The 23,324-nt window shown below is 48.3% G+C and carries 28 protein-coding genes and 3 tRNA genes; 19 read left to right on the plus strand and 12 right to left on the minus strand.

The features are described 5' to 3' along the window. Window positions 1–163 precede the first annotated feature (163 nt). Window positions 164–568 carry a DUF1398 domain-containing protein gene (locus A9587_RS11130; RefSeq protein WP_000373061.1) on the minus strand — a complete coding sequence of 135 codons (405 nt, stop codon included), beginning with the start codon at window positions 566–568 and terminating at the stop codon, window positions 164–166. 326 nt (window positions 569–894) lie between these two features. On the opposite strand from A9587_RS11130, the gene zinT reads away from it, so the two are divergent. Then, entirely contained in the window at window positions 895–1,542 is a 648-nt protein-coding gene (gene zinT / locus A9587_RS11135; protein ID WP_077784584.1) for a metal-binding protein ZinT, read from the plus strand. A gap of 125 nt (window positions 1,543–1,667) precedes the next feature. Here zinT and yedF read toward each other — a convergent pair whose 3' ends face one another. Continuing rightward, the gene (gene yedF / locus A9587_RS11140) at window positions 1,668–1,901 is read right to left on the minus strand and encodes a sulfurtransferase-like selenium metabolism protein YedF (protein WP_000790504.1); all 234 of its coding nucleotides are present in this window, start codon (window positions 1,899–1,901) and stop codon (window positions 1,668–1,670) included. Beyond that, window positions 1,898–3,103 (minus strand): selenium metabolism membrane protein YedE/FdhT, encoded by a 1,206-nt coding sequence (gene yedE, locus A9587_RS11145; protein ID WP_105263875.1) that lies wholly within the window; start codon window positions 3,101–3,103, stop codon window positions 1,898–1,900. Before yedE ends, yedF begins: the two co-directional genes overlap by 4 nt. Before the next feature lie 186 nt (window positions 3,104–3,289). Between yedE and yedD the strand changes: the two genes are divergently transcribed. Continuing rightward, a complete protein-coding gene (gene yedD / locus A9587_RS11155) occupies window positions 3,290–3,703 on the plus strand; it encodes a lipoprotein YedD (protein ID WP_001516567.1) in 414 nt (137 codons plus the stop codon). 33 nt (window positions 3,704–3,736) lie between these two features. Here the strand turns inward: yedD and amyA are convergent, their stop codons facing one another. The 4 genes from amyA to fliD all read right to left on the minus strand — a co-directional run bounded on the left by amyA (window position 3,737) and on the right by fliD (window position 7,507). Continuing rightward, window positions 3,737–5,224 (minus strand): alpha-amylase, encoded by a 1,488-nt coding sequence (gene amyA / locus A9587_RS11160; protein ID WP_001516566.1) that lies wholly within the window; start codon window positions 5,222–5,224, stop codon window positions 3,737–3,739. Between the two features lie 77 nt (window positions 5,225–5,301). Beyond that, window positions 5,302–5,667: a flagella biosynthesis regulatory protein FliT gene (gene fliT / locus A9587_RS11165; protein WP_001015042.1), complete on the minus strand. Its 366-nt coding sequence runs from the start codon at window positions 5,665–5,667 to the stop codon at window positions 5,302–5,304. Next, window positions 5,667–6,077, minus strand: coding sequence for a flagellar export chaperone FliS (gene fliS, locus A9587_RS11170; protein WP_000286599.1), 411 nt, complete (start codon window positions 6,075–6,077; stop codon window positions 5,667–5,669). Before fliS ends, fliT begins: the two co-directional genes overlap by 1 nt. Before the next feature lie 14 nt (window positions 6,078–6,091). Then, on the minus strand, window positions 6,092–7,507 hold the full coding sequence (fliD, locus tag A9587_RS11175) for a flagellar filament capping protein FliD (protein ID WP_001516565.1): 1,416 nt from the start codon (window positions 7,505–7,507) through the stop codon (window positions 6,092–6,094). Between the two features lie 245 nt (window positions 7,508–7,752). Between fliD and A9587_RS11185 the strand changes: the two genes are divergently transcribed. The 8 genes from A9587_RS11185 (at window position 7,753) to sdiA (ending at window position 15,047) form a co-directional block, all read left to right on the plus strand. After that, window positions 7,753–9,063: a FliC/FljB family flagellin gene (locus tag A9587_RS11185; RefSeq protein ID WP_000079767.1), complete on the plus strand. Its 1,311-nt coding sequence runs from the start codon at window positions 7,753–7,755 to the stop codon at window positions 9,061–9,063. 305 nt (window positions 9,064–9,368) lie between these two features. Further along, window positions 9,369–10,088 (plus strand): RNA polymerase sigma factor FliA, encoded by a 720-nt coding sequence (fliA, locus tag A9587_RS11190; RefSeq protein ID WP_000839544.1) that lies wholly within the window; start codon window positions 9,369–9,371, stop codon window positions 10,086–10,088. Between the two features lie 45 nt (window positions 10,089–10,133). After that, entirely contained in the window at window positions 10,134–10,685 is a 552-nt protein-coding gene (gene fliZ / locus A9587_RS11195; RefSeq protein ID WP_024191890.1) for a flagella biosynthesis regulatory protein FliZ, read from the plus strand. Between the two features lie 87 nt (window positions 10,686–10,772). Continuing rightward, window positions 10,773–11,573 carry a cystine ABC transporter substrate-binding protein gene (tcyJ, locus tag A9587_RS11200; RefSeq protein WP_000779811.1) on the plus strand — a complete coding sequence of 267 codons (801 nt, stop codon included), beginning with the start codon at window positions 10,773–10,775 and terminating at the stop codon, window positions 11,571–11,573. Between the two features lie 104 nt (window positions 11,574–11,677). Then, entirely contained in the window at window positions 11,678–12,664 is a 987-nt protein-coding gene (dcyD, locus tag A9587_RS11205) for a D-cysteine desulfhydrase (protein ID WP_001128252.1), read from the plus strand. 14 nt (window positions 12,665–12,678) lie between these two features. Beyond that, entirely contained in the window at window positions 12,679–13,347 is a 669-nt protein-coding gene (tcyL, locus tag A9587_RS11210; protein ID WP_001158227.1) for a cystine ABC transporter permease, read from the plus strand. Next, entirely contained in the window at window positions 13,344–14,096 is a 753-nt protein-coding gene (gene tcyN / locus A9587_RS11215; RefSeq protein ID WP_001273019.1) for an L-cystine ABC transporter ATP-binding protein TcyN, read from the plus strand. Before tcyL ends, tcyN begins: the two co-directional genes overlap by 4 nt. Before the next feature lie 228 nt (window positions 14,097–14,324). Then, complete coding sequence (gene sdiA / locus A9587_RS11220) at window positions 14,325–15,047, plus strand: transcriptional regulator SdiA (protein WP_001154282.1); 723 nt, start codon at window positions 14,325–14,327, stop codon at window positions 15,045–15,047. A gap of 66 nt (window positions 15,048–15,113) precedes the next feature. On the opposite strand, the gene yecF is transcribed toward sdiA, so the two are convergent. Together yecF and A9587_RS24460 are read right to left on the minus strand one after the other, a co-directional pair. Beyond that, a complete protein-coding gene (gene yecF / locus A9587_RS11225; RefSeq protein ID WP_000106471.1) occupies window positions 15,114–15,338 on the minus strand; it encodes a DUF2594 family protein YecF in 225 nt (74 codons plus the stop codon). Further along, a complete protein-coding gene (locus A9587_RS24460; RefSeq protein ID WP_228929308.1) occupies window positions 15,325–15,465 on the minus strand; it encodes a hypothetical protein in 141 nt (46 codons plus the stop codon). The genes yecF and A9587_RS24460 overlap by 14 nt, the downstream gene beginning before the upstream one ends. 332 nt (window positions 15,466–15,797) lie before the next feature. Here A9587_RS24460 and uvrY point away from each other — a divergent pair, with 332 nt between their 5' ends. The 7 genes from uvrY (at window position 15,798) to yecA (ending at window position 20,201) form a co-directional block, all read left to right on the plus strand. Continuing rightward, complete coding sequence (uvrY, locus tag A9587_RS11230) at window positions 15,798–16,454, plus strand: UvrY/SirA/GacA family response regulator transcription factor (RefSeq protein ID WP_000611331.1); 657 nt, start codon at window positions 15,798–15,800, stop codon at window positions 16,452–16,454. Then, the gene (gene uvrC, locus A9587_RS11235) at window positions 16,451–18,283 is read left to right on the plus strand and encodes an excinuclease ABC subunit UvrC (RefSeq protein WP_000116020.1); all 1,833 of its coding nucleotides are present in this window, start codon (window positions 16,451–16,453) and stop codon (window positions 18,281–18,283) included. Before uvrY ends, uvrC begins: the two co-directional genes overlap by 4 nt. Before the next feature lie 56 nt (window positions 18,284–18,339). Further along, on the plus strand, window positions 18,340–18,888 hold the full coding sequence (gene pgsA, locus A9587_RS11240) for a CDP-diacylglycerol--glycerol-3-phosphate 3-phosphatidyltransferase (protein ID WP_001160187.1): 549 nt from the start codon (window positions 18,340–18,342) through the stop codon (window positions 18,886–18,888). 151 nt (window positions 18,889–19,039) lie between these two features. Then, window positions 19,040–19,115 (plus strand) — tRNA-Gly (locus A9587_RS11245). Between the two features lie 53 nt (window positions 19,116–19,168). After that, window positions 19,169–19,242 (plus strand) — tRNA-Cys (locus tag A9587_RS11250). Window positions 19,243–19,254: 12 nt separating this feature from the next. Beyond that, a tRNA-Leu gene (locus A9587_RS11255) sits at window positions 19,255–19,341 on the plus strand. A gap of 194 nt (window positions 19,342–19,535) precedes the next feature. Next, window positions 19,536–20,201: a UPF0149 family protein YecA gene (gene yecA, locus A9587_RS11260; protein WP_000847906.1), complete on the plus strand. Its 666-nt coding sequence runs from the start codon at window positions 19,536–19,538 to the stop codon at window positions 20,199–20,201. A gap of 56 nt (window positions 20,202–20,257) precedes the next feature. On the opposite strand, the gene tyrP is transcribed toward yecA, so the two are convergent. Continuing rightward, window positions 20,258–21,469 (minus strand): tyrosine transporter TyrP, encoded by a 1,212-nt coding sequence (gene tyrP / locus A9587_RS11265; RefSeq protein WP_000797551.1) that lies wholly within the window; start codon window positions 21,467–21,469, stop codon window positions 20,258–20,260. A gap of 190 nt (window positions 21,470–21,659) precedes the next feature. On the opposite strand from tyrP, the gene A9587_RS11270 reads away from it, so the two are divergent. Beyond that, window positions 21,660–21,899 (plus strand): YecH family metal-binding protein, encoded by a 240-nt coding sequence (locus A9587_RS11270; RefSeq protein WP_000443798.1) that lies wholly within the window; start codon window positions 21,660–21,662, stop codon window positions 21,897–21,899. Between the two features lie 37 nt (window positions 21,900–21,936). Here A9587_RS11270 and ftnA read toward each other — a convergent pair whose 3' ends face one another. Continuing rightward, on the minus strand, window positions 21,937–22,434 hold the full coding sequence (gene ftnA, locus A9587_RS11275) for a non-heme ferritin (protein WP_000917208.1): 498 nt from the start codon (window positions 22,432–22,434) through the stop codon (window positions 21,937–21,939). 178 nt (window positions 22,435–22,612) lie between these two features. Beyond that, the gene (yecR, locus tag A9587_RS11280; RefSeq protein WP_000681531.1) at window positions 22,613–22,936 is read right to left on the minus strand and encodes a YecR family lipoprotein; all 324 of its coding nucleotides are present in this window, start codon (window positions 22,934–22,936) and stop codon (window positions 22,613–22,615) included. 263 nt (window positions 22,937–23,199) lie between these two features. On the opposite strand from yecR, the gene azuC reads away from it, so the two are divergent. Beyond that, window positions 23,200–23,286 carry a stress response protein AzuC gene (gene azuC, locus A9587_RS11290; RefSeq protein WP_010723106.1) on the plus strand — a complete coding sequence of 29 codons (87 nt, stop codon included), beginning with the start codon at window positions 23,200–23,202 and terminating at the stop codon, window positions 23,284–23,286. Window positions 23,287–23,324 lie beyond the last annotated feature (38 nt).

The following is a 23,324-nucleotide window of genomic DNA, read 5'->3' on the forward strand; positions in this document are numbered from 1 at the left end:
TTCGCTGTTATAATATAACAATTTTTGGCAGGCATTTTCCATGAACTTACCGTCTGGGAGCTGCTATGAGCGTGAGTGGTGTCAGAGAAGAGAAAATCAAGCCAGAGATAATCTGACAGATACCTGTACGGATAACTGTCAGATCTGAAATGAGCTAATACATCTAAATTAAGGGTTTATTGTTCTCAACATCTTCAATATATAAGAGTGTATTATCGATAGAATAGTAACGACGTTTATTATCGTTAACGTCAGTAACCCACCGGAAGACACCCGCATTCGCGAGCGTTATACAATATTCCCGAAAAGTAGATCTTCTGGCAATGTGAGTCCGGGCTGCTTTTATTACTTGCTCAGGGTTCTTAGTGGCACTGACTTTTAATAGATTTCTGCTTCCTCTTATTAACAATACCTTGTCATCGTGTGTAACGATCCTAATGTTATCTGTAGCAAGATAGTAAATGTAATGCGCAATATGATGACGTTTTAACTCTGTGTAAAACCAGGAAAAGTTTAGCTCCGTTCTCACTTGCTCAAACATCTTTTGGAAAATAGCAACCTGATCCATCAGGGGGAATAATCTCTTGTTGGTTGTGAGAGTTTGTAGTTTGCATGATTGGTGCTATTCCTTCAATCAGATCCGATGACTTAATGTTGTCTCTGTACTGCATTCATGATTTCCCGTTATTACTGGCAGCGCAGTAAGACAAAATCATTACAATAAAAGCTTTCAACGGCGCATTTTTTCAACGGTTGTAGTTGGTGATAAAGACGTACTAAATGTAGGGTTATGGTGCGTGTGTTTGGTTAGGTTTTGCTATTCGTTCTTCAGTGTTGTCTTTATTGAATGTTATGTTATAACATTATGTGATATTGAAGCGGAGGACAAACTGGATGATGGTTGTTAATAAATTGGCTTTTGCTCTGGGGTTACTATTAGCAGGCAACTATGCACTTGCTCATGGGCATCATTCACATGGGGCACCACTGACAGAAATGGAACAAAAAGCAGCAGAGGGTATTTTTGATGATAATAACGTGAAGGATAGATCCCTCGCTGATTGGGAGGGTATTTGGCAATCGGTGTACCCCTTGCTTCAAAGTGGTGATCTTGATCCTGTCTTTAAAATGAAAGCAGAAAAAGAACCGGGTAAATCATTCGCAGATATTAAAGCCTACTATCAGAAGGGATACATAACAGATGTTGACACAATTGGCATCGAAAATGGTGTTATGGAGTTCCATCGAGGGGAGGAGATGACTTCCTGTAAATATAATTACAGTGGGTTTAAAATACTGACATATAAATCAGGGAAGAAAGGTGTGCGTTATCTGTTTGAGTGCCGGGAACCAGCCAGTAAAGCCCCTAAGTTTGTGCAGTTTAGTGATCATATTATTGCCCCTCGTAAATCATCCCATTTTCATATATTTATGGGGAATACGTCACAACAGCAGTTACTTGAAGAAATGGACAACTGGCCAACTTATTATCCTTATCAGTTACAGACGAAAGAAATTGTGGATGAGATGCTTCACCACTAATTCATTCCTGCATGGTCATCAAATATTGAGACTATTTTTCTGATATACCACGGACTTTCTGTACGTCCACAATGGAGAATTCGTAGCAAAGATACTCCCGCTGCCTGAAACAGCGGGAGAAAAGATTACTTCTGAATTAAATAACGAATGGTCGGCCCGTCTTGTTGGATATCCAGTACGGTATAGCCGTGGTTACGTGCGTCCAGTGGAATATTATTAATTGACTGCGGACAGTCGCTGACCACTTCGAGGATCTCGCCTTTTTTTAACTGCGGCATCGCCTCAAGGGTCGCGACCGCCGGATAAGGGCAGGGTTCGCCCACCATATCAAGACGGTAATCAGGAACGATATTTTTCATGCAATCTCCTTAGCAGTTTGCAGCGCCGCGCGGCGGAATAAGCGTTTCTCCCAGCCGATAATCAACATCAGGGCAGCGAACAACAGTAAATATGTCACCAGCAGGCCGCCCATTGGGCCAAAGGTTTTCAGCAGGTTGATTTTGTCCCAGTCGGTGGCCAGTGCCGGGGCGAAGTCATCCCAGTAATAAGCCAGAATCGTTGAGCCGATAACATTACCCAGCCCAACCCACCAGTAGTGCACCTGGCCTTCCACTGCACGGTACATCCAGCCAGTTTCGCAGCCGCCCGCCAGCACAATACCAAAGCCAAACAGTAACCCGCCAATGACGGCGTTCGGGCCAGCCCACATGATTTTCGGTTCTACACCTAACTGTACGTAACTGAAAATACCGATGGCACTTACCGCCATACCGATAATGATCGCTTTCGCCATATGGGTACGCCCGGTGATCCACATATCGCGGAACGCCGAAGTAAAGCAGATTTGCGCGCGTTCAATCAGTAAGCCAAAGCCGACGCCAAACAGCATTGCCAGCCCCAGCTTCGGTTGATTCATCGCCGTTAACAGCGCCCAGCCCAACATACCAAAAAAGACCAGCATCCCGAGGCGGAAACGACGCCGTGCCTGATCTGGTTTTTGTGTTAGCGGTGAGGCGGCAGAGACTTTTTGCATTTTTACCGGGATACGGAAGACTGGCAGCAGAGTAAAGCGTGCACCAAACCATGAGCCAATGGCGGTGGCAATGGCAAAGAACCAGGCGTGCAGTGAGAACTGCGGAATGCCAGTGAAAAATGCAGCCAGGTTACAGCCCATCGCCAGACGCGCGCCGAAACCAGCGATAATCCCGCCAATAATAGCCTGCATAATGCGGATACGGCTGCGCGGCATACGTAATTTAACGTTGTTGGCCCACAGAGCCGCGGCAAAACAGCCGCCAAACATACCAAGAATCATCATCCCGTCAATGCGGGTTAATGGCGATCCTTCCAGATGGATAATTTTAAAATAGCCCCACTCTTCGGCATGGACGCCAAACAGTTGCAGGAGCTGACCACCCCAACGGGTAAATTCGCCGGTAACAGCCCAAAAGGTGCCGGTGATGCCAAAATAATAAGTGGAGAGAATACCCGCCGCGATGACCGCAGGGATGGGGGCCCAGAATTTAATCAACCAGGCTTGTTTGAATTGCTGCCATGACATGTATATAGCCTCTGAACTCAGAAGGTTTGAAACAAGAGCCGCGAATAATACACCAGACAAATTCTTTTTCGTGGTAATAATTCACAAAAATAATGGTTAGATCAAATTTCTCTTTGGGCCTGGAAAGGCTGGCAGCATCAAGGCATTAATGCCACAATCTTCTTTTCTTCTCATGCAGGATGAATGATGAAAAAACTCGCAATTGCAGGCGCACTTATGCTGCTGGCTGGCTGTGCCGAAGTTGAAAATTATAACAATGTTGTGAAAACGCCCGCGCCAGACTGGCTGGCGGGCTACTGGCAGACTAAAGGGCCGCAACGTGCTCTGGTCAGCCCGGAAGCGATAGGTAGCCTGATTGTCACTAAAGAGGGTGATACGCTGGATTGCCGTCAGTGGCAGCGGGTGATTGCTTTACCGGGTAAGTTGACGCTGATATCTGATGATCTCACTAACGTTACTGTCAAACGTGAACTGTACGAGATTGAGCGTGACGGTAACACTATTGAATACGATGGCATGACGATGGAACGCGTGGATCGACCAACGGCTGAATGTGCTGCTGTGCTGGAAAAAGCGCCGTTGCCGACGCCACTACCGTAATGAAATATCCCCGGTTTGCCGCCGGGGATGTGTTTAAATCACCTCTTCGATAACCCACACACTGACGCTACCGCCGTTGCAAAAAAAGGTCGCTTCGCCATTTTCATCGGTCACCACGCTCTCTTGCCGATTGCCCAGAAAATCACGCCAGGTTTTATTGCCGTAATTCTCTCCCAGATGAATGGTTTTTTCGCCATCGTCACCGTTTGACATCACCACCACACAGCCTGGATATTCGTCGGTGCCGCTGCGACTAAAGGCAATACAGTTCGGATGATCGAAAAATAACGTCTGTACACCGTGGGCGAAGCGCTGGCGGGCGAGGATTAACTCATCGAGCTGTTCGATTATTGGCATATCTATCGGATAGGTTTGCCCGTCACCGCCGACATCTTCGTAATGAGCACCGTACAGATCAGGGTAGAACACTGAAGGGACGCCATTTTCCCGCAGCAAAATAAGGGCATACGCCAGCGGTTTAAACCACGGTTCTACCGGAGCTTCAAGGGCTTGTAACGGTTGGGTATCGTGGTTGGCGACCAGTGTAACGGCATGGAAAGGATCGGCTTCCACCAGCGTACCGGTGAATATCTGCGTCATATCGTAGTTGCGCCCCATTCGGGATGCTTCATGGAATTTCATTTGCAGCGGCGCATCAAATAGCATGGTTTTGCCTTCTACCTGGGCAATATATGTTTGCAGCTTATCTACTTCACGCGACCAGTATTCCGCCACAATAAATAGCGGTTTTGGCGCGACTTCCTGCACGTGTTCGATCCACTCTTTATAAAACCAGGCTGGAATATGTTTTACTGCGTCGAGACGAAAACCGTCGCACTGCGTTTGCTCCATCACCCAGCGTGCCCAGTATTTAAGCTCTTCCGTGACGGCATGGTTGCGAAAATCGATATTTTCGCCCATCAGATAGTCGAAATTACCTAACTCATCATCAACCTGGTCATTCCAGCCTTCGCCGGTGTAGTCGTTGACGATTTTAAAAATGCCATCTTCGTTTGGATTTTCGATATGGTCGATGCCGCTAAAACATTTGAAGTCCCAGATGAACTGCGAGTATTGACCGGCACGAGCCGGGAAGGTGTAACGGGTCCAGCCTTCGCACTCAATGATTTCATCATCAATTTGCGTGCGATCATCTGCATTGACGCGCTGTACGCGAATGGCTTCTTTTTCGTCAGCCCCCATTTTGTGGTTGACGACCACGTCCAGCAGTACGGCAATATCATTGCGTTTGAGTGCGTCAATGGCCGCCAGCAACTGTGCTTTATCGCCATATTTGGTGGGGATGCTGCCTTTCTGATCAAACTCGCCTAAATCAAATAAATCATAGGAGTCGTAGCCAACAGAATACCCGCCCGATGCGCCTTTATAGGCGGGCGGCAGCCAGATCATATTGATACCAATATCATTTAAACCGTCGGCGCGCTCGGCCAGTTCAGGCCAGAGCTTGCCGCCTTCCGGGTAATACCAATGAAAACATTGCAACAGCGTGGGGTTACGCATTCTTCGACTCCGCTCAAGGGGAACATTAGAAGCGTAGCCGTAATCGGATTATTCGCGAGCAATCAGCTCTTTAAGCTTCAAAAGAGATTTTCCTGCGGCGCCAGCACGTAGCCACCCTGATCGCCGTAGGTGCTTAACACCGATTTTTGCATTGATGACTGACCGACCAGTTTCGCCAGTTCATCCATCCGAATCTGCAATAACTGTTTTACTTTGTTTTCGTTTTCCAGAACGAGGCGCAGCATAGGTCTGAGTTGCTCCTGGATCATGGCAGAGGGTTCCATTTCTTCCGTTAAATGTGCAATTTTTTGCACCGCATTGACATATTCCATTTCGCTGGCGATGAGTTCATCCCACCGTCCTTCTGTCGCCAGGCGTAACATGAGCTGGCTTTTTTCGACGAGTTGTTGCCAGGCAAAATACAAGTGCGGTGCATGGTTCATCAGACAGGGTCCTGAATCAATGAAGGGGAGAGTAGAGACTCTTTCCAGGCATCGGCAAGATTGCGCATTAAAGTTTCCACTTCTGCGACTGCGGAGACATCGTTGCGTAAATTAGCTTGCAGCAAACGCCTGATCATATAGCTATAGAGTGCAATCAAATTCTGGGTTAATTCGTCCTGACTTTCTTCGTCAAGACTGAGTCTCAGCCCGTTCTCAATAATGTTGATCGCTTTTGACAAAGAGACGCCTTTGCCTTCCTGATTGTTGTCCTGCATAAACAAGCGCGCTCTTACCAGCGCACTCAACACGCCGTCAAATAGCATGGTGACCAGTTGCTGTTGGCTGGCACTCATTACGGCGCTTTCGACGCCAATTTGTGCGTAGGCCTGGGTGCCTTTTGCGCTGTACATTGTCTCTCCTGAGATTATTTCGAACTGCTATTTGAGGTGTCGAACTGTTGTGTCAGATAGCTGCTGGTGGAGTTCAGCGAGTTCATTAACACATCTAATTGGGTGAACTGGGCTTTATAGCGCGCCATTAATGTATCGATACGTTCGCTGGCGGCATTGTATTGATCGGTCAAATTGTTCAGCGTTTTGCTGACGCCATCTTTTGCGGCCTGGATTATCCCGGTGGAGGAGAGCCAACTGGTCAGGTTGCTGCTAATGCTGGTGGTTACGCCTGTACTTTTACCGTCACCAATAAACATTTCACCGACGCCAGCAGCATCTTTTTTCAGCGCTGTTTGCAGTTTGTCGGTCGCTATTTCCAGCTTTCCGGTACTGGCATCGCTGGTAATGCCAATTTGTGCCAGCGTTTTATAGTTTGAACTGCTGTGGGTATTGGCGAGCAAGGTTTTAAGCTGAGTCTGGATGGTACGCAGTGTGGAGTCACCGAGTAATGCACCATTGCTGGAATCCTGGTTTTCAGCACCGGCATCGACGGCTGTGTATTTCGTTAAGTTGCTGAAGGTATCCTGTAATGCGTTATAGGCATCCACCCACGCTTTAACCGCATTTTCAGCTTTGGATGTATCTTTACTGATGGTCAGTGTCTGATTACCGGTGGTGACGTCATTCAGGTTGAGGGTGATATCTTCCAGCGCGTCACTGATAGTATTGCTGCTGTTTTCAATCTCAACGTTATTGACCGTCAGTTTGGCGTTCTGCGCGGTGACGCTTTCAACCATGCCATTGCTGCTATCACCCGAAGTTCCGTTGTAACCCATAAAACTTTGCAGGGTGCTGTCACCGCTGACGCTGAGCTTCATGGCGTTGTCGCTACCGGTATCATTGGCGGTGATGGACAAACGATACTCGCCGTTACCCACATTGATGATACTGGCGCTGACACCAGCTTTGGCGTTGTTAATGGCATCGCGAATACCGGAGAGCGACGAATCAGCCGCACTGATATCAATCGTGACCGGCTCTTTACCGCCGCCTTGCTGGATGGTCAGTACGCTATCGCTGGTGGCGATGGCGGCTTTACTGTCTTTTTGACTATTTTGGGTGGTCAGCGTCTGCGCCTGCGCCAGTTGGCTGACGCTAATGGTGTATTTCCCGGCAATCGCGCTGCCCGTGGTCGTGGCGCTGAAAGCTGATGAACTGCTGGTGGTTGAGGTGGCGGTAAATAAATCGGCTTTATTCAGTGCTGTATTGGCCGTCTGGAAACTCTCCAGCGCGCTTTTCAGCGTCCCGTAGGCGCTCAGTTTCGCGGTGTAAGAACTTTGCTGTTTCGATATCGGCGTCAGGGTAGATTTTTCTGCCGCCTCCAGACTGTCGAGGATGCTGCTTAAGTCCAGCCCCGACCCAACCCCAAGCGTTGAAATACTCGCCATATAGATTCCTTAATCATGCGACATGTAGAACGAATACCGGGGTTATCGGCGTAAGTGGGGCAAAGTTTACGATTTATTTTTGGGCTTAATGACACGAACAGCAACGAGGAAGGGGAGTATTTCGACCGCTAGAAAAAAATTCTAAAGGTTGTGAGTGACCAGACGATAACAGGGTTGACGGCGACGAAGCCGAAGGGTGGAAGCCCAATACTTAAACCGTAGACTTGAAAACAGGAAAATGAATTATGGCACAAGTCATTAATACCAACAGCCTCTCGCTGATCACTCAAAACAACATCAACAAAAACCAGTCTGCGCTGTCGACTTCTATCGAACGCCTCTCTTCTGGCCTGCGTATTAACAGTGCGAAAGATGACGCTGCCGGTCAGGCGATTGCTAACCGTTTCACCTCTAACATTAAAGGCCTGACTCAGGCTGCGCGTAACGCCAACGACGGTATTTCTCTGGCGCAGACCACAGAAGGTGCGTTGTCTGAAATCAACAACAACTTGCAACGTGTGCGTGAGTTGACCGTTCAGGCGACGACCGGTACTAACTCTGATTCTGACCTGTCATCTATTCAGGACGAAATCAAATCCCGTCTGGATGAGATTGACCGTGTTTCCGGTCAGACCCAGTTCAACGGCGTGAATGTACTGGCAAAAGACGGTTCGATGAAGATTCAGGTTGGCGCGAATGATGGCCAGACTATTAGCATTGATTTACAGAAAATTGACTCTTCTACATTAGGGTTGAATGGTTTCTCCGTTTCTGCTCAATCACTTAACGTTGGTGATTCAATTACTCAAATTACAGGAGCCGCTGGGACAAAACCTGTTGGTGTTGATTTCACTGCTGTTGCGAAAGATCTGACTACTGCGACAGGTAAAACTGTCGATGTTTCCAGCCTGACGTTACACAACACCCTGGATGCGAAAGGGGCTGCCACCGCACAGTTCGTCGTTCAATCCGGTAGTGATTTCTACTCCGCGTCCATTGACCATGCAAGTGGTGAAGTGACGTTGAATAAAGCCGATGTCGAATACAAAGACACCGATAATGGACTAACGACTGCAGCTACTCAGAAAGATCAGCTGATTAAAGTTGCCGCTGACTCTGACGGCGCGGCTGCGGGATATGTAACATTCCAGGGTAAAAACTACGCTACAACGGCTCCAGCGGCGCTTAATGATGACACTACGGCAACAGCCACAGCGAACAAAGTTGTTGTTGAATTATCTACAGCAACTCCGACTGCGCAGTTCTCGGGGGCTTCTTCTGCTGATCCACTGGCACTTTTAGACAAAGCCATTGCACAGGTTGATACTTTCCGCTCCTCCCTCGGTGCCGTTCAAAACCGTCTGGACTCTGCGGTAACCAACCTGAACAACACCACCACCAACCTGTCTGAAGCGCAGTCCCGTATTCAGGACGCCGACTATGCGACCGAAGTGTCTAACATGTCGAAAGCGCAGATCATCCAGCAGGCGGGTAACTCTGTGCTGTCTAAAGCTAACCAGGTGCCGCAGCAAGTTCTGTCTCTGCTGCAGGGCTAATCGTCGTAATATAATGACAGCAAACGCCAAATTGCCTGATGCGCTACGCTTATCATGCCTACAAGGTGAATCGCAATTAATTAAATTTGCATATTCGCGTAGGTCGGATAAGGCGTTTACGCCGCATCCGGCAAGATGAGGCGGACTTTGTCAGCTATCTTAACCCCGCTCCAGCGGGGTTATTCTGCTCGCTATTTACCGATTACCCCAAATAACCCCTTATTTCACCCATTAATCGTCCGATTAAAAAACCTGCAGAAACGGATAATTATGCCGATTATTTATATAACGCAGGGCTGTTTATCGTGAAATCACTCTATACCGCTGAAGGTGTAATGGATAAACATTCGCTGTGGCAGCGTTATATCCCGCTGGTGCGTCACGAAGCATTGCGCCTGCAGGTTCGACTGCCCGCGAGTGTAGAACTTGACGATCTGCTACAGGCAGGCGGCATTGGATTACTTAATGCTGTTGAACGTTATGATGCCCTGCAAGGAACGGCATTTACAACTTACGCAGTGCAGCGTATCCGTGGTGCTATGCTGGATGAACTTCGCAGCCGTGACTGGGTGCCGCGCAGCGTGCGACGCAATGCACGTGAAGTGGCGCAGGCAATAGGGCAACTGGAGCAGGAACTTGGCCGCAACGCCACAGAAACGGAAGTGGCAGAACGTTTAGGGATTGAAATCGCTGATTACCGGCAAATGTTGCTTGATACTAATAACAGCCAACTTTTCTCCTATGATGAGTGGCGCGAAGAGCACGGTGATAGCATCGAACTGGTTACTGACGATCATCAGCGGGATAACCCGTTACAGCAGTTACTGGACAGTAATTTGCGCCAGCGGGTAATGGAAGCCATCGAAATGTTGCCGGAGCGTGAACAGTTGGTATTAACGCTCTATTACCAGGAAGAGCTTAATCTCAAAGAGATTGGCGCGGTGCTTGAGGTCGGTGAATCGCGGGTTAGTCAGTTACACAGCCAGGCTATTAAACGGTTACGCACCAAACTGGGTAAGTTATAACTCAGGTAAATGCCGCACATTAATTTTGAATACCAGGAGTTCTTAATAATGATGCAGCACCAGAAAAGGCGGCCATTAAGCCGCTATCTTAAAGATTTTAAACACAGCCAGACTCATTGCGCATATTGCCGTAAATTACTCGATCGCATTACCCTGGTTCACGATGGCAAAATAGTCAATAAAATCGAGATTTCCCGTCTTGATACACTGCTTGATGAAAATGGCTGGTATGAGGAACAAAAATCATGGGCAGCGTTATGCCGTTTCTGCGGTGATTTACACTGCAAAACCCAGAGTGATTTTTTTGATATTATCGGCTTTAAGCAGTTTCTTTTTGACCATACTGAAATGAGCCCCGGTACAGTGCGCGAATATGTGGTTCGTCTACGTCGTTTGGGTAATTATTTAAGCGAACACGATATTTCCTCTGACCTGTTGCAGGATGGTTTTCTTGATGAAAACCTCGCACCCTGGCTGCCCACCACCAGCACCAATAATTATCGCATCGCATTACGTAAGTACCAGTGTTACCAGATGCAAACCCGCGGCGACCTTGCGCAGAAATCCCCCAGTCTGTCAGCTTCTGATATATATTAAATAAGAATAAGATGTAGCAGAGTTGTTTTTGTGTCTACGAACAATGGCTCTACACTGCAAACCAACATAACAACATTCGGGGTGAATATGAAATTAGTACATCTGGGGCGTCAGGCGTTGATGGGTGTTATGGCCGTGGCGCTGGTTGCGGGTATGAGCGTGAAAAGTTTTGCCAACGAAGGCCTGCTCAATAAAGTGAAAGAGCGAGGCACTTTGCTGGTAGGACTGGAAGGGACTTACCCGCCGTTTAGCTTTCAGGGCGATGACGGTAAATTGACCGGTTTTGAAGTGGAGTTTGCTCAACAACTGGCAAAACATCTGGGCGTTGAAGCCGCATTAAAACCGACCAAGTGGGATGGTATGCTGGCGTCCCTGGATTCTAAGCGCATCGATGTGGTGATTAATCAGGTTACCATCTCAGATGAACGTAAGAAAAAATACGATTTCTCTACCCCTTACACCATTTCCGGTATTCAGGCGCTGGTGAAAAAAGGTAATGAAGGCACAATAAAAACCGCAGACGACCTGAAAGGTAAAAAAGTTGGCGTTGGTTTAGGCACCAACTATGAAGAGTGGCTGCGTCAGAATGTTCAGGGTGTTGATGTGCGCACCTATGATGATGACCCGACCAAATATCAGGATCTGCGCGTAGGCCGTATTGATGCCATCCTGGTTGACCGTCTGGCGGCGCTGGATTTGGTGAAGAAAACCAATGATACGCTGGCAGTAACCGGCGAAGCCTTCTCCCGCCAGGAGTCAGGTGTCGCGCTGCGTAAAGGTAACGAAGACTTGCTGAAAGCAGTCAACGATGCCATTGCAGAAATGCAAAAAGATGGAACCTTGCAAGCTCTTTCCGAAAAATGGTTTGGTGCTGATGTGACCAGGTAATCAGCATAATGACAAAAAAGGGCGCTTTAATCGGCGCCTTTTTTATTTAAGCGTTTTCAGCGTGCATAATAACAATATCACAACAACAGACATCGGAGGCTTTTATGCCACTGCATAATTTAACTCGTTTTCCACGGTTGGAGTTTATCGGCACACCGACACCGCTCGAATATCTGCCACGTTTTTCTGATTATCTCGGTCGGGACATTTTCATCAAACGGGATGACGTCACCCCGTTGGCAATGGGCGGAAATAAGTTACGTAAACTGGAATTTCTCGCAGCAGACGCCTTGCGCGAAGGTGCTGACACACTGATTACAGCCGGAGCGATTCAGTCTAACCATGTGCGCCAGACTGCCGCAGTGGCCGCAAAACTTGGTCTGCATTGCGTGGCGCTGCTGGAAAATCCCATTGGCACTACTGCAGAAAATTATTTAACCAACGGCAACCGCTTGTTGTTAGATCTCTTCAATACCCAGATTGAAATGTGCGACGCGCTGACCGATCCCAATGCCCAACTGGAAGAGCTGGCGACTCGCGTCGAAGCGCAAGGCTTTCGCCCATACGTCATTCCGGTTGGCGGTTCCAATGCTTTAGGCGCGTTGGGCTATGTGGAGAGCGCGCTGGAAATCGCGCAACAGTGTGAAGGGGCGGTTAATATTTCTTCGGTGGTGGTGGCGTCGGGCAGTGCCGGAACGCATGCCGGGCTTGCAGTAGGGCTGGAACAACTGATGCCAGAAAGCGAACTGATTGGCGTGACCGTGTCACGTTCCGTTGCTGACCAGTTGCCAAAAGTGGTTAGCCTGCAACAGGCAATCGCGAAAGAGCTGGAACTGACCGCGTCAGCAGAAATTTTACTCTGGGATGACTACTTTGCCCCTGGCTACGGCGTGCCAAATGACGAAGGCATGGAAGCGGTGAAACTGCTGGCGCGGTTGGAAGGCATTCTGCTTGATCCTGTGTATACCGGAAAAGCGATGGCGGGGCTGATTGATGGCATCAGTCAGAAACGCTTCAAAGACGAAGGGCCGATTCTGTTTATTCATACTGGCGGTGCACCTGCGCTGTTCGCCTATCATCCTCACGTCTAGCTCCGGAAACGCTCATGCAAGAAAGTATACAACTGGTTATTGATTCTTTGCCGTTCCTGCTAAAAGGGGCTGGGTATACGCTGCAACTCAGCATCGGCGGTATGTTTTTCGGTTTGCTGTTGGGGTTTATTCTCGCGCTGATGCGCCTGTCACCCATATGGCCCGTACGCTGGCTGGCGCGTTTTTACATCTCCATTTTTCGCGGTACGCCGCTCATTGCACAACTGTTTATGATCTACTACGGTCTGCCGCAGTTTGGCATTGAATTAGATCCGGTTCCGTCAGCGATGATTGGACTGTCACTGAACACCGCCGCCTATGCTGCCGAAACGCTGCGGGCAGCGATTTCGTCTATTGATAAAGGTCAGTGGGAGGCGGCTGCCAGTATTGGCATGACGCCGTGGCAAACTATGCGTCGCGCAATTTTGCCGCAGGCGGCGCGGGTGGCACTGCCGCCGCTGTCGAACAGCTTTATCAGCCTGGTGAAAGATACCTCACTGGCCGCGACGATTCAGGTGCCGGAACTGTTTCGTCAGGCGCAGTTGATAACCTCGCGTACTCTGGAAGTGTTCACCATGTATCTGGCGGCTTCGCTCATCTACTGGATTATGGCGACAGTGTTATCGACGTTGCAGAACCATTTTGAGAATCAACTAAATCGCCAGGAGAGAGAGCCAAAATGAGTGCCATTGAAGTTAAAAACCTGGTGAAAAAATTCCACGGTCAGACGGTGCTGCACGGTATCGATCTGGAGGTCAAAACCGGCGAAGTGGTGGCAATTATCGGCCCGAGTGGTTCCGGCAAAACCACGTTGCTACGCAGCATAAATTTGCTGGAACAGCCAGAGGCGGGGACCATCACCGTTGGCGATATTACTATTGATACCGCACGTTCGTTAAGTCAGCAAAAATCGCTGATTCGCCAGTTGCGCCAGCACGTCGGGTTTGTGTTCCAGAACTTTAATCTGTTCCCGCATCGTACGGTGCTGGAAAACATTATTGAAGGGCCTGTGATCGTTAAAGGCGAACCGAAAGAAGAGGCCACGACACGCGCCCGCGAACTGCTGGCGAAGGTCGGGCTGACGGGGAAAGAGACCAGCTATCCGCGTCGTTTGTCCGGCGGTCAACAGCAACGTGTGGCGATTGCGCGTGCGCTGGCGATGCGCCCGGAAGTCATTCTGTTTGACGAACCTACCTCGGCGCTGGATCCGGAGCTGGTGGGCGAAGTCCTGAATACCATCCGCCAACTGGCGCAGGAAAAGCGCACGATGGTCATTGTGACGCACGAAATGAGCTTTGCTCGTGACGTTGCTGACCGCGCGATCTTTATGGACCAGGGGCGGATAGTCGAGCAGGGGCCAGCAAAAGCGTTATTTGCTGATCCGCAGCAGCCCCGTACCCGCCAGTTCCTTGAGAAGTTTCTGTTGCAATAATAAGAAAAAATCAGCCCCGTCGGCTTTCCAGACGGGGCGAGAACGCGCTCTCAATCTGGTGAATTGCTTAACAAATCAGCATAACTTATTAATAACATAAAAGAATGCTATGTCTTGCAAAAGTAATTCATTGTCTGAATAATATAAATTATATATAAATCTTATTTATGTGATAGTTTGAGTTATCAATATAAATGATACTCACTCTCAGGAGCGTTGCGGTTAACTATGCAGGATACGGATTTTTTCAGTTGGCGTCGCACGATGCTGTTACGTTTTCAGAGAATGGAGGCCGCGGAAGAGGTCTACCATGAAATAGAGCGGCAGGCTCAACAACTCGAGTACGATTTCTATTCATTATGTGTGCGTCACCCGGTGCCATTCACGCGACCGAAAGTGGCCTTCTACACCAATTACCCGAAATCATGGATTAGTTATTATCAGGCAAAAAACTTTCTTGCCATTGATCCGGTGCTTAACCATGAAAACTTCAGTCAGGGGCATTTATTGTGGAATGATGACTTATTTAGCGAAGCGCAGCCGCTATGGGAAGCCGCGCGTGCACATGGTATACGCCGTGGTGTCACTCAGTATTTAATGCTGCCAAACCGGGCGCTGGGTTTTTTGTCCTTTTCCCGTAGTAGTACGCGTGAAATACCTGGCCTTAGTGATGAACTGCAATTAAAAATGCAGTTATTGGTGCGCGAAAGTCTGATGGCGTTGATACGCTTAAATGATGAAATAGTGATGACGCCAGAGATGAATTTCAGCAAGCGGGAAAAAGAAATTCTGAAATGGACCGCGGAAGGAAAAACGTCAGCAGAGATAGCGATGATCTTGTCAATCTCTGAAAATACGGTCAATTTTCATCAGAAAAACATGCAGAAAAAAATCAATGCACCGAATAAGACGCAGGTTGCCTGCTACGCTGCTGCAACTGGCTTAATATGACATCAATTACATTCTGCGTGCCAGATGCAAAACCGGCTGAAAGGCGCGCTTTCAGCCGGTTTTATATTACTGACGGTAGGCTTGTTTAATTTGCTTAACCGTTTTGGAAAATATTGCAGCCTGGGTTTCGTCTTCGATCAGCGCAAGCTGTTTTTCCATCTTTAACATCACGCGGCCCGCGTCAGCTTGTCCCATCGCCTGCAGCATCAGCGTCAGCATCGCTTTCAGGCAGGAGACTTCATTTGCCAGATCTTGATTATTCTCGGCAGTAGAAAAATCAGGCGTACTCATTTATTTTCCTCGTCATGTTGCAATAAAAATTTGCGGTGAAAAATGTTAAGGCGGCGGAGTATACCATAAGCTTTGCTAAAAATATTAGTGGTTGTTTTTTGTGCGCTGTATCGTCAACTATATTAATTCAGTCAATATAATGACCAATAAATATTTTTATCATGAATGTTTTTTGCTCGTATTGTTCGGGTTAATTAATGTTACATATTCATACCGCTGATTTTTCATTTGTGCTGAATAAAGTCAATTTTTGTCACATCTCGCCGTTGGTTGTGCTGTGAAACGAACCGGCAAACCTTTGATGACGGGCGTGATCATAACTGTGGACAATCGAATTTACAAAAACGAGAGAAAAATCGAATACCCACCATTTTTAACGTTTCAAAGTTGCAATAAAACCCGCTAATATACTAATGACTAACTATCAGTAGCGTTATCCCTATTTCTGGAGATATTCCTTTGATCAACGTTCTACTTGTTGATGACCACGAACTGGTGCGCGCAGGGATACGACGCATTCTGGAAGATATAAAGGGTATTAAAGTTGTCGGTGAGGCATCCTGCGGTGAAGACGCCGTTAAGTGGTGCCGGGCAAATACCGTTGACGTTGTGCTAATGGACATGAGTATGCCTGGCATTGGTGGTCTTGAGGCGACGCGTAAAATCGCCCGCTCGACAGCCGATGTCAAAATCATCATGCTTACGGTTCATACCGAAAACCCTTTACCAGCGAAAGTGATGCAGGCCGGTGCCGCGGGCTATCTCAGCAAAGGCGCAGCCCCGCAGGAAGTCGTGAGCGCGATTCGTTCTGTTTATTCAGGGCAGCGTTATATTGCTTCTGACATTGCTCAACAAATGGCGTTAAGCCAAATCGAACCAGAAAAAACAGAAAGCCCGTTTGCCAGTTTGTCGGAACGTGAATTGCAGATTATGCTGATGATTACCAAAGGCCAGAAGGTCAATGAGATCTCAGAACAGCTTAATCTCAGCCCGAAAACGGTGAACAGCTATCGCTACCGTATGTTTAGTAAATTAAACATACATGGCGATGTTGAGTTGACTCACCTGGCAATTCGCCATGGTCTGTGTAATGCGGAGACATTAACAAGTCAGTGAGTGTTCAGTTTGACGCAAAAGCGTTTTTAAAAACCGTAACCAGCCAGCCGGGCGTTTATCGCATGTATGATGCTGGTGGTACGGTTATTTATGTCGGCAAAGCGAAAGACCTGAAAAAACGGCTTTCCAGTTATTTCCGTAGCAACCTCGCTTCGCGCAAAACCGAAGCGTTGGTCGCCCAGATCCAGCAAATCGATGTCACGGTTACCCACACCGAAACAGAAGCGTTATTGCTGGAGCACAACTACATTAAACTCTATCAACCGCGTTACAACGTTCTGTTACGCGATGATAAATCTTATCCCTTTATCTTCCTGAGTGGCGATACCCATCCGCGTCTGGCTATGCATCGCGGCGCGAAACATGCCAAAGGTGAATATTTCGGCCCGTTCCCAAACGGTTATGCCGTGCGTGAAACCCTGGCGCTGCTACAAAAAATTTTCCCGATTCGCCAGTGTGAAAATAGTGTTTATCGCAACCGCTCGCGTCCGTGTCTGCAATATCAGATAGGGCGTTGTCTGGGGCCGTGCGTTGAAGGGCTGGTGAGTGAAGAAGAATACGCCCAGCAGGTAGAGTATGTGCGCCTGTTTTTATCCGGCAAGGACGATCAGGTGCTTACCCAACTGATTAGCCGCATGGAAACAGCCAGCCAGAATCTGGAATTTGAAGAGGCTGCACGTATTCGCGACCAAATCCAGGCGGTGCGGCGCGTAACCGAAAAACAGTTTGTCTCCAATACTGGTGATGATCTTGACGTTATTGGCGTGGCGTTTGATGCAGGCATGGCTTGTGTCCACGTCCTGTTTATTCGTCAGGGCAAGGTGCTCGGTAGCCGTAGTTATTTCCCGAAAGTACCTGGCGGTACGGAATTGGGCGAAGTGGTGGAAACTTTTGTCGGCCAGTTCTATTTACAGGGTAGTCAGATGCGCACTTTGCCGGGTGAGATCCTGCTCGACTTTAATCTTAGCGATAAAACGCTGCTTGCCGATTCTCTTTCGGAACTGGCGGGGAGAAAGATTAACGTTCAGACCAAACCACGTGGCGATCGGGCACGTTACCTGAAGCTGGCGCGCACCAATGCGGCGACTGCGTTAACCAGCAAACTTTCGCAGCAATCTACTGTTCACCAGCGTCTGTCTGCGCTTGCCAGCGTGTTGAAACTGCCGGAAGTGAAGCGGATGGAGTGTTTTGATATCAGCCATACCATGGGCGAACAAACAGTCGCTTCGTGTGTGGTGTTCGATGCTAACGGCCCGCTGCGAGCGGAGTATCGACGCTATAACATTACTGGTATTACGCCGGGCGATGATTATGCGGCGATGAATCAGGTGCTGCGTCGGCGTTACGGAAAAGCTATCGACGACAGTAAGATCCCGGACGTGATCCTTATCGACGGTGGCAAAGGACAGCTTGCGCAGGCGAAAAATGTTTTCGCTGAGCTGGATGTCTCATGGGATAAAAACCATCCGCTGTTACTTGGGGTAGCGAAAGGGGCCGATCGTAAGGCTGGTCTGGAAACGCTGTTCTTCGAGCCGGAAGGAGAGGGATTCAGCCTGCCGCCAGATTCACCTGCGCTGCATGTCATCCAGCATATTCGCGATGAATCACACAATCATGCGATTGGTGGTCACCGCAAAAAACGGGCAAAGGTCAAAAATACCAGCACCCTGGAAACCATCGAAGGTGTCGGGCCAAAACGCCGGCAAATGTTGTTGAAATATATGGGCGGTTTGCAAGGTTTACGTAACGCCAGCGTCGAGGAAATTGCAAAAGTGCCGGGTATTTCGCAAGGTCTGGCAGAAAAGATCTTCTGGTCGTTGAAACATTGATGTCTCTGTAGCAACATAGGGGTAATCTTACTGACAACAGATAGTTACCCGTCATTATGCAATTTAATATCCCTACGTTGCTCACACTGTTCCGTGTCATCCTTATCCCATTCTTTGTATTGGTTTTTTATCTACCTGTTACCTGGTCACCGTTTGCTGCTGCGCTCATTTTCTGTGTCGCAGCGGTGACTGACTGGTTCGACGGTTTTCTGGCGCGTCGCTGGAACCAGAGTACCCGGTTTGGTGCTTTCCTTGATCCAGTAGCAGATAAAGTGCTGGTAGCCATCGCTATGGTGCTGGTAACAGAACATTACCATAGCTGGTGGGTGACTTTACCGGCAGCAACGATGATTGCCCGTGAAATTATCATCTCCGCGTTGCGCGAATGGATGGCTGAATTGGGTAAACGCAGCAGCGTGGCCGTATCCTGGATCGGTAAAGTTAAAACTACTGCTCAAATGGTAGCGTTGGCCTGGCTGTTATGGCGCCCGAACATTTGGGTTGAATACGCTGGTATTGCACTTTTCTTTGTGGCAGCGGTACTGACTTTGTGGTCAATGTTGCAATATTTGAGCGCTGCGCGCGCAGATCTGCTTGATCAGTGATCGTTTCGACGCAAAATTCAGCAAACGATCAAAACTGGTGAAAAATATCGTTGACTCATCGCGTCAGGTAAGTAGAATGCAACGCATCGAACGGCGGCACTGATTGCCAGACGATAATAAAATCAAGTGATTAGCTGATTGCTTGATGAATGCGGGAATAGCTCAGTTGGTAGAGCACGACCTTGCCAAGGTCGGGGTCGCGAGTTCGAGTCTCGTTTCCCGCTCCAGTTTAAAAGACATCGGCTCAAGCGGGTGTCTGGCTGAAAAGCCTGAAGAATTTGGCGCGTTAACAAAGCGGTTATGTAGCGGATTGCAAATCCGTCTAGTCCGGTTCGACTCCGGAACGCGCCTCCACTTTTTTCCCGAGCCCGGATGGTGGAATCGGTAGACACAAGGGATTTAAAATCCCTCGGCGTTCGCGCTGTGCGGGTTCAAGTCCCGCTCCGGGTACCATGGGAAAGATAAGAATAAAATCAAAGCAATAAGCAGTGTCGTGAAACCACCTTCGGGTGGTTTTTTTGTGTCTGCAACTTGTCGTTACACCCCTCTTATTTTTAATCACCGGGTAATCCACGCAAAAAGTATCTCTCTGCCAGACCGACATGTAAGATAGGCGCTGGCGAGTCGAGATCCACAAGGAAAAGCGTATGAAAACTGGACCGTTAAACGAAAGTGAGTTGGAATGGCTGGATGATATCCTGACCAAATACAACACTGAACACGCCATCCTTGATGTGGCTGAGCTGGACGGTTTATTGACGGCGGTGTTGAGTTCTCCGCAAGAAATTGAACCAGAACAGTGGCTGGTTGCTGTCTGGGGCGGGGCGGATTATGTGCCGCGCTGGGCGTCAGAAAAAGAGATGACGCGCTTTATGAATCTGGCTTTTCAACATATGGCCGATACCGCAGAACGTCTGAACGAATTTCCTGAGCAGTTTGAACCGTTGTTTGGCCTGCGAGAAGTTGACGGTAGCGAGCTGACGATTGTTGAGGAGTGGTGCTTTGGCTATATGCGTGGCGTTGCCCTCGCTGACTGGTCGGCATTGCCAGATTCGTTAAAACCGGCGCTTGAGGCGATAGCTCTACACGGTACAGAAGAAAACTTTGCGCGGGTAGAGAAGTTGTCGCCAGAAGCATTTGAAGAAAGCGTAGAAGCCATTCGACTGGCAGCGCTTGATTTACATGCTTACTGGATGGCGCATCCGCAGGAAAAACCTGTTCAGCAACCGATCAAAGCAGAAGAAAAGCCGGGCCGTAACGATCCTTGTCCGTGCGGCAGTGGTAAGAAATTTAAGCAGTGCTGCCTGCATTAAGAGGGCATATTGGGTGCTGGAGATGTTTCCGGCACCCAACGTTGTTATCAAGGCGATTATCCCACTTCGGGTAACAATCCTGCCGCAATCAAAAATTGCACACCAATCACGCCAATGCCGCAGAGAAACACTAACACCAGCGCCGGACGGCCACCTTTCACTCGATAAGCAGCTTGTGGATTATGCTTTCTGCTCTGCCAGGTCAGCAGGGAAGGGATAATTAACGCCAGCACCGCCAGCGCCACACCGGCGTAACCCAGCGCCATCACAAAGCCACGTGGGTAAAACAGCGCAAACGCCAGCGGCGGCAGAAAAGTAATTGCACCAGTTTGCAGTCGCCCTCCAACGGTATTTGAACGCTGAAACAAATCTGCCAGATAATCAAATAAGCCTAACGCTACGCCGAGAAAGGATGTTGCGAGGGCTAAGTCAGCAAATAAATGCACCGCCAGTTCGACATGCGGTGAGGCCACCACTTCGCGTAACGCCTGTAACAGTCCGTTTAACCCGGCATGATTAGCCAGCAGCCCCATAAAGGTTGTTGAATCAATGCTGCCCAGCGTCGCCAGTTGCCAGAAGATATACGCCACCAGAGGGATCGCACTACCAGTAATAAACACCCAGCGCAGCTTGCGAATGTTGCCATCCATATAACTAACGATGCTCGGCACACTACCGTGGAAGCCAAACGAGGTAAAAATTACCGGGATCGCAGACAACGCAAGTCCTTGTTGCAGCGGCAGGGTTAAAAGATTCATTTTATGAATATGCGGCAACAGCAGTACCAGCATCACCACCAGAAAAATAATTTTGGCGCTAAACAGAAAGCGGTTAAACAAATCGACCAGCGACGTCCCGACACAAACCACACCACCGGCAACAAAAGTGAACAACAACACGCCAGCGGTTGCCGACACTGGAATGCCTGTCCAGTCGCTGATGCTGGAGGCAAGTAATTCACCTGCACCGCTGATGTACGCCGCCGTCAGGGCATACATTAAAAACATCATACTGAAGCCAGTCAGCCACTGCCCATAACGCCCCAGATAGCGCTTTGCCAGCGTGCCCAGACCGGTGTCTGCCGGGACATGCTGGTACACCTCCAGCAGTAACAGTGCTGTGTAGCACATCAATGCCCAAAGCCCAATCAATAAGATTAACGTGACGCTAAAACCGACACCTGCCGCTGCCAGCGGCATTGCCAGCATACCCGCGCCAATTGTGGTTCCTGCCACGATAAAAACACTTCCCAGAGTTCTGTTTTTCACGCTTTCTTCTGTCCTGACGATCTTTATAAGTGATATCTGCGGCGCAGGTTAAGGCATTCTACATTTTTCGTCAAATCGACGTTACATTAGATGTAAATAAAACTGTACGATAAAATGCATTCAGAACTGCGCTGGCGCAAAGCCTTGATGAGCGGCTATCGCTACGCTATGCCTTTTTTGAGGAGGAACGATGGAATCTATTCACGGTCATGAAGTGTTAAATATGATGATTGAATCAGGTGAGCAATATACGCACGCCAGTCTGGAGGCGGCGATTAAAGCGCGTTTTGGTGAACAGGCGCGTTTTCATACCTGCTCAGCAGAAGGGATGACTGCGGGCGAGTTGGTGGCGTTTCTGGCGGCGAAAGGTAAATTTATTCCCAGCGAAGAAGGGTTCTCAACCGATACAAGTAAAATTTGCCGTCACTGATATGCAACGGCGGCAGAAAATCTGCCGCCGGAGAAGATTAGTTTTGCGTGTCGAGGGTAGAGAGTTCTTTATCGATGAAATAAAGACCTTCGCCGCTTTTACCTGCCAGGCTTAATTTATCAATAATCGATTTGAACAATTTCTCTTCTTCATGTTGCTCAGAAACATACCATTGCAGGAAATTAAATGTCGGGTAATCCTGATTGGTCATGGCAGCATGAGCCAGTTCGTTAATTTTCTGCGTGATTAATTGTTCATGCTTATAAGTTTCCTGGAATAATTCATCAAGTGAAGAATATTCAGCAAACGGGGATTCGACAGTATTAATACGCGGTAAGTTTCCGGTATCGGTCAGATAGTCAAACAGACGCTGCATATGCGTCATCTCTTCCTGGGCGTGACGGCGCAGAAACGCGGCCGCGCCTTCAAAGGTATGGTAGCTGCACCAGGCGCTCATTTGTTGATAAAGCAGCGAAGAGTACAGTTCCAGGTTCATCTGCTCATTGAGTTTTTCAATCATTTCTGGTTTCAGCATGATAGTGCTCCACAAAGGTTATTTTTGTTTCTGTGGCGCCACTATAATTTGTTATTTTATTATTTGCAAAAGGTAAAATATTAAATTCAATTATTAAAAATACGAATGGGAATAAAACGCATTACTGCTATTTATGGCATCAATTAACCAGCGAAGCCTCCCTCGCTGATTAAGGTCTTTATTGATAAGTCGAGGGTATTAAAATTTGGCACTGATACGACAGTGTAAATTCCGTATTCAGACATAACGACCCCGCAAACACACTACAGTTACTTACAGGTTGCCCAAACGCAATGGCGCGGGTAAACCCTGCCTGCTGACATGCACGTTGCGCTATTTCCTGATTGAGATAGCTGTCAGTACGGGCGTTTTGTAAAAATGCCTGATCGTAAACGAGGCGCACAATACCGCTCGTGGCGTTGACTTCGCTCAATTGAGCCTGACGAGTTACGGTGCAGCCCGCTAATGTTAAAAGTGAAAGAACAATTATCAGATGTTTCATGTCACTGCCTGAAGAGGAAGAAGAAACAGGTATTGTACTTGCGGATACGACCAGACTATGGACAGAAAAGACGACGGATCGGTGCTATTCCTTGCTTTTTCCAGAGGTCAGACAGTTAGCGGTGACTTTATGGTTATCATTTTTATAACATTAAAGGGGTATTTATGTGATTCAGGTCACATAAAGATTGATTTTTGTGATGATTGTCATATTATAAGTGCAAAGACGATAACACCTGCATAACAAATGGTCGGAGTGCCGCGATGAAACTGCGCAAAATCCTGAAAAGTATGTTTAATAACTATTGCAAGACGTTCAAAGATGTACCGCCAGGCAATATGTTCAGATAACAAGAAACCTGCTCCGGCAGGTTTTTTGTATCCTGAGG

This window comes from Escherichia sp. MOD1-EC6162 (genome assembly GCF_002965125.1).
GTDB classification, from domain to species: Bacteria; Pseudomonadota; Gammaproteobacteria; order Enterobacterales; family Enterobacteriaceae; genus Escherichia; species Escherichia marmotae.

Bases quoted from the DNA above. Each gene is read 5' to 3' on its own strand.
- A9587_RS11130 (WP_000373061.1), bottom strand. From the start codon at position 568: ATGGATCAGGTTGCTATTTTCCAAAAGATGTTTGAGCAAGTGAGAACG.
- zinT (WP_077784584.1), top strand. From the start codon at position 895: ATGATGGTTGTTAATAAATTGGCTTTTGCTCTGGGGTTACTATTAGCA.
- yedF (WP_000790504.1), bottom strand. From the start codon at position 1,901: ATGAAAAATATCGTTCCTGATTACCGTCTTGATATGGTGGGCGAACCC.
- yedE (WP_105263875.1), bottom strand. From the start codon at position 3,103: ATGTCATGGCAGCAATTCAAACAAGCCTGGTTGATTAAATTCTGGGCC.
- yedD (WP_001516567.1), top strand. From the start codon at position 3,290: ATGAAAAAACTCGCAATTGCAGGCGCACTTATGCTGCTGGCTGGCTGT.
- amyA (WP_001516566.1), bottom strand. From the start codon at position 5,224: ATGCGTAACCCCACGCTGTTGCAATGTTTTCATTGGTATTACCCGGAA.
- fliT (WP_001015042.1), bottom strand. From the start codon at position 5,667: ATGAACCATGCACCGCACTTGTATTTTGCCTGGCAACAACTCGTCGAA.
- fliS (WP_000286599.1), bottom strand. From the start codon at position 6,077: ATGTACAGCGCAAAAGGCACCCAGGCCTACGCACAAATTGGCGTCGAA.
- fliD (WP_001516565.1), bottom strand. From the start codon at position 7,507: ATGGCGAGTATTTCAACGCTTGGGGTTGGGTCGGGGCTGGACTTAAGC.
- A9587_RS11185 (WP_000079767.1), top strand. From the start codon at position 7,753: ATGGCACAAGTCATTAATACCAACAGCCTCTCGCTGATCACTCAAAAC.
- tcyJ (WP_000779811.1), top strand. From the start codon at position 10,773: ATGAAATTAGTACATCTGGGGCGTCAGGCGTTGATGGGTGTTATGGCC.
- dcyD (WP_001128252.1), top strand. From the start codon at position 11,678: ATGCCACTGCATAATTTAACTCGTTTTCCACGGTTGGAGTTTATCGGC.
- tcyL (WP_001158227.1), top strand. From the start codon at position 12,679: ATGCAAGAAAGTATACAACTGGTTATTGATTCTTTGCCGTTCCTGCTA.
- tcyN (WP_001273019.1), top strand. From the start codon at position 13,344: ATGAGTGCCATTGAAGTTAAAAACCTGGTGAAAAAATTCCACGGTCAG.
- sdiA (WP_001154282.1), top strand. From the start codon at position 14,325: ATGCAGGATACGGATTTTTTCAGTTGGCGTCGCACGATGCTGTTACGT.
- yecF (WP_000106471.1), bottom strand. From the start codon at position 15,338: ATGAGTACGCCTGATTTTTCTACTGCCGAGAATAATCAAGATCTGGCA.
- pgsA (WP_001160187.1), top strand. From the start codon at position 18,340: ATGCAATTTAATATCCCTACGTTGCTCACACTGTTCCGTGTCATCCTT.
- yecA (WP_000847906.1), top strand. From the start codon at position 19,536: ATGAAAACTGGACCGTTAAACGAAAGTGAGTTGGAATGGCTGGATGAT.
- A9587_RS11270 (WP_000443798.1), top strand. From the start codon at position 21,660: ATGGAATCTATTCACGGTCATGAAGTGTTAAATATGATGATTGAATCA.
- ftnA (WP_000917208.1), bottom strand. From the start codon at position 22,434: ATGCTGAAACCAGAAATGATTGAAAAACTCAATGAGCAGATGAACCTG.
- yecR (WP_000681531.1), bottom strand. From the start codon at position 22,936: ATGAAACATCTGATAATTGTTCTTTCACTTTTAACATTAGCGGGCTGC.
- azuC (WP_010723106.1), top strand. From the start codon at position 23,200: ATGAAACTGCGCAAAATCCTGAAAAGTATGTTTAATAACTATTGCAAG.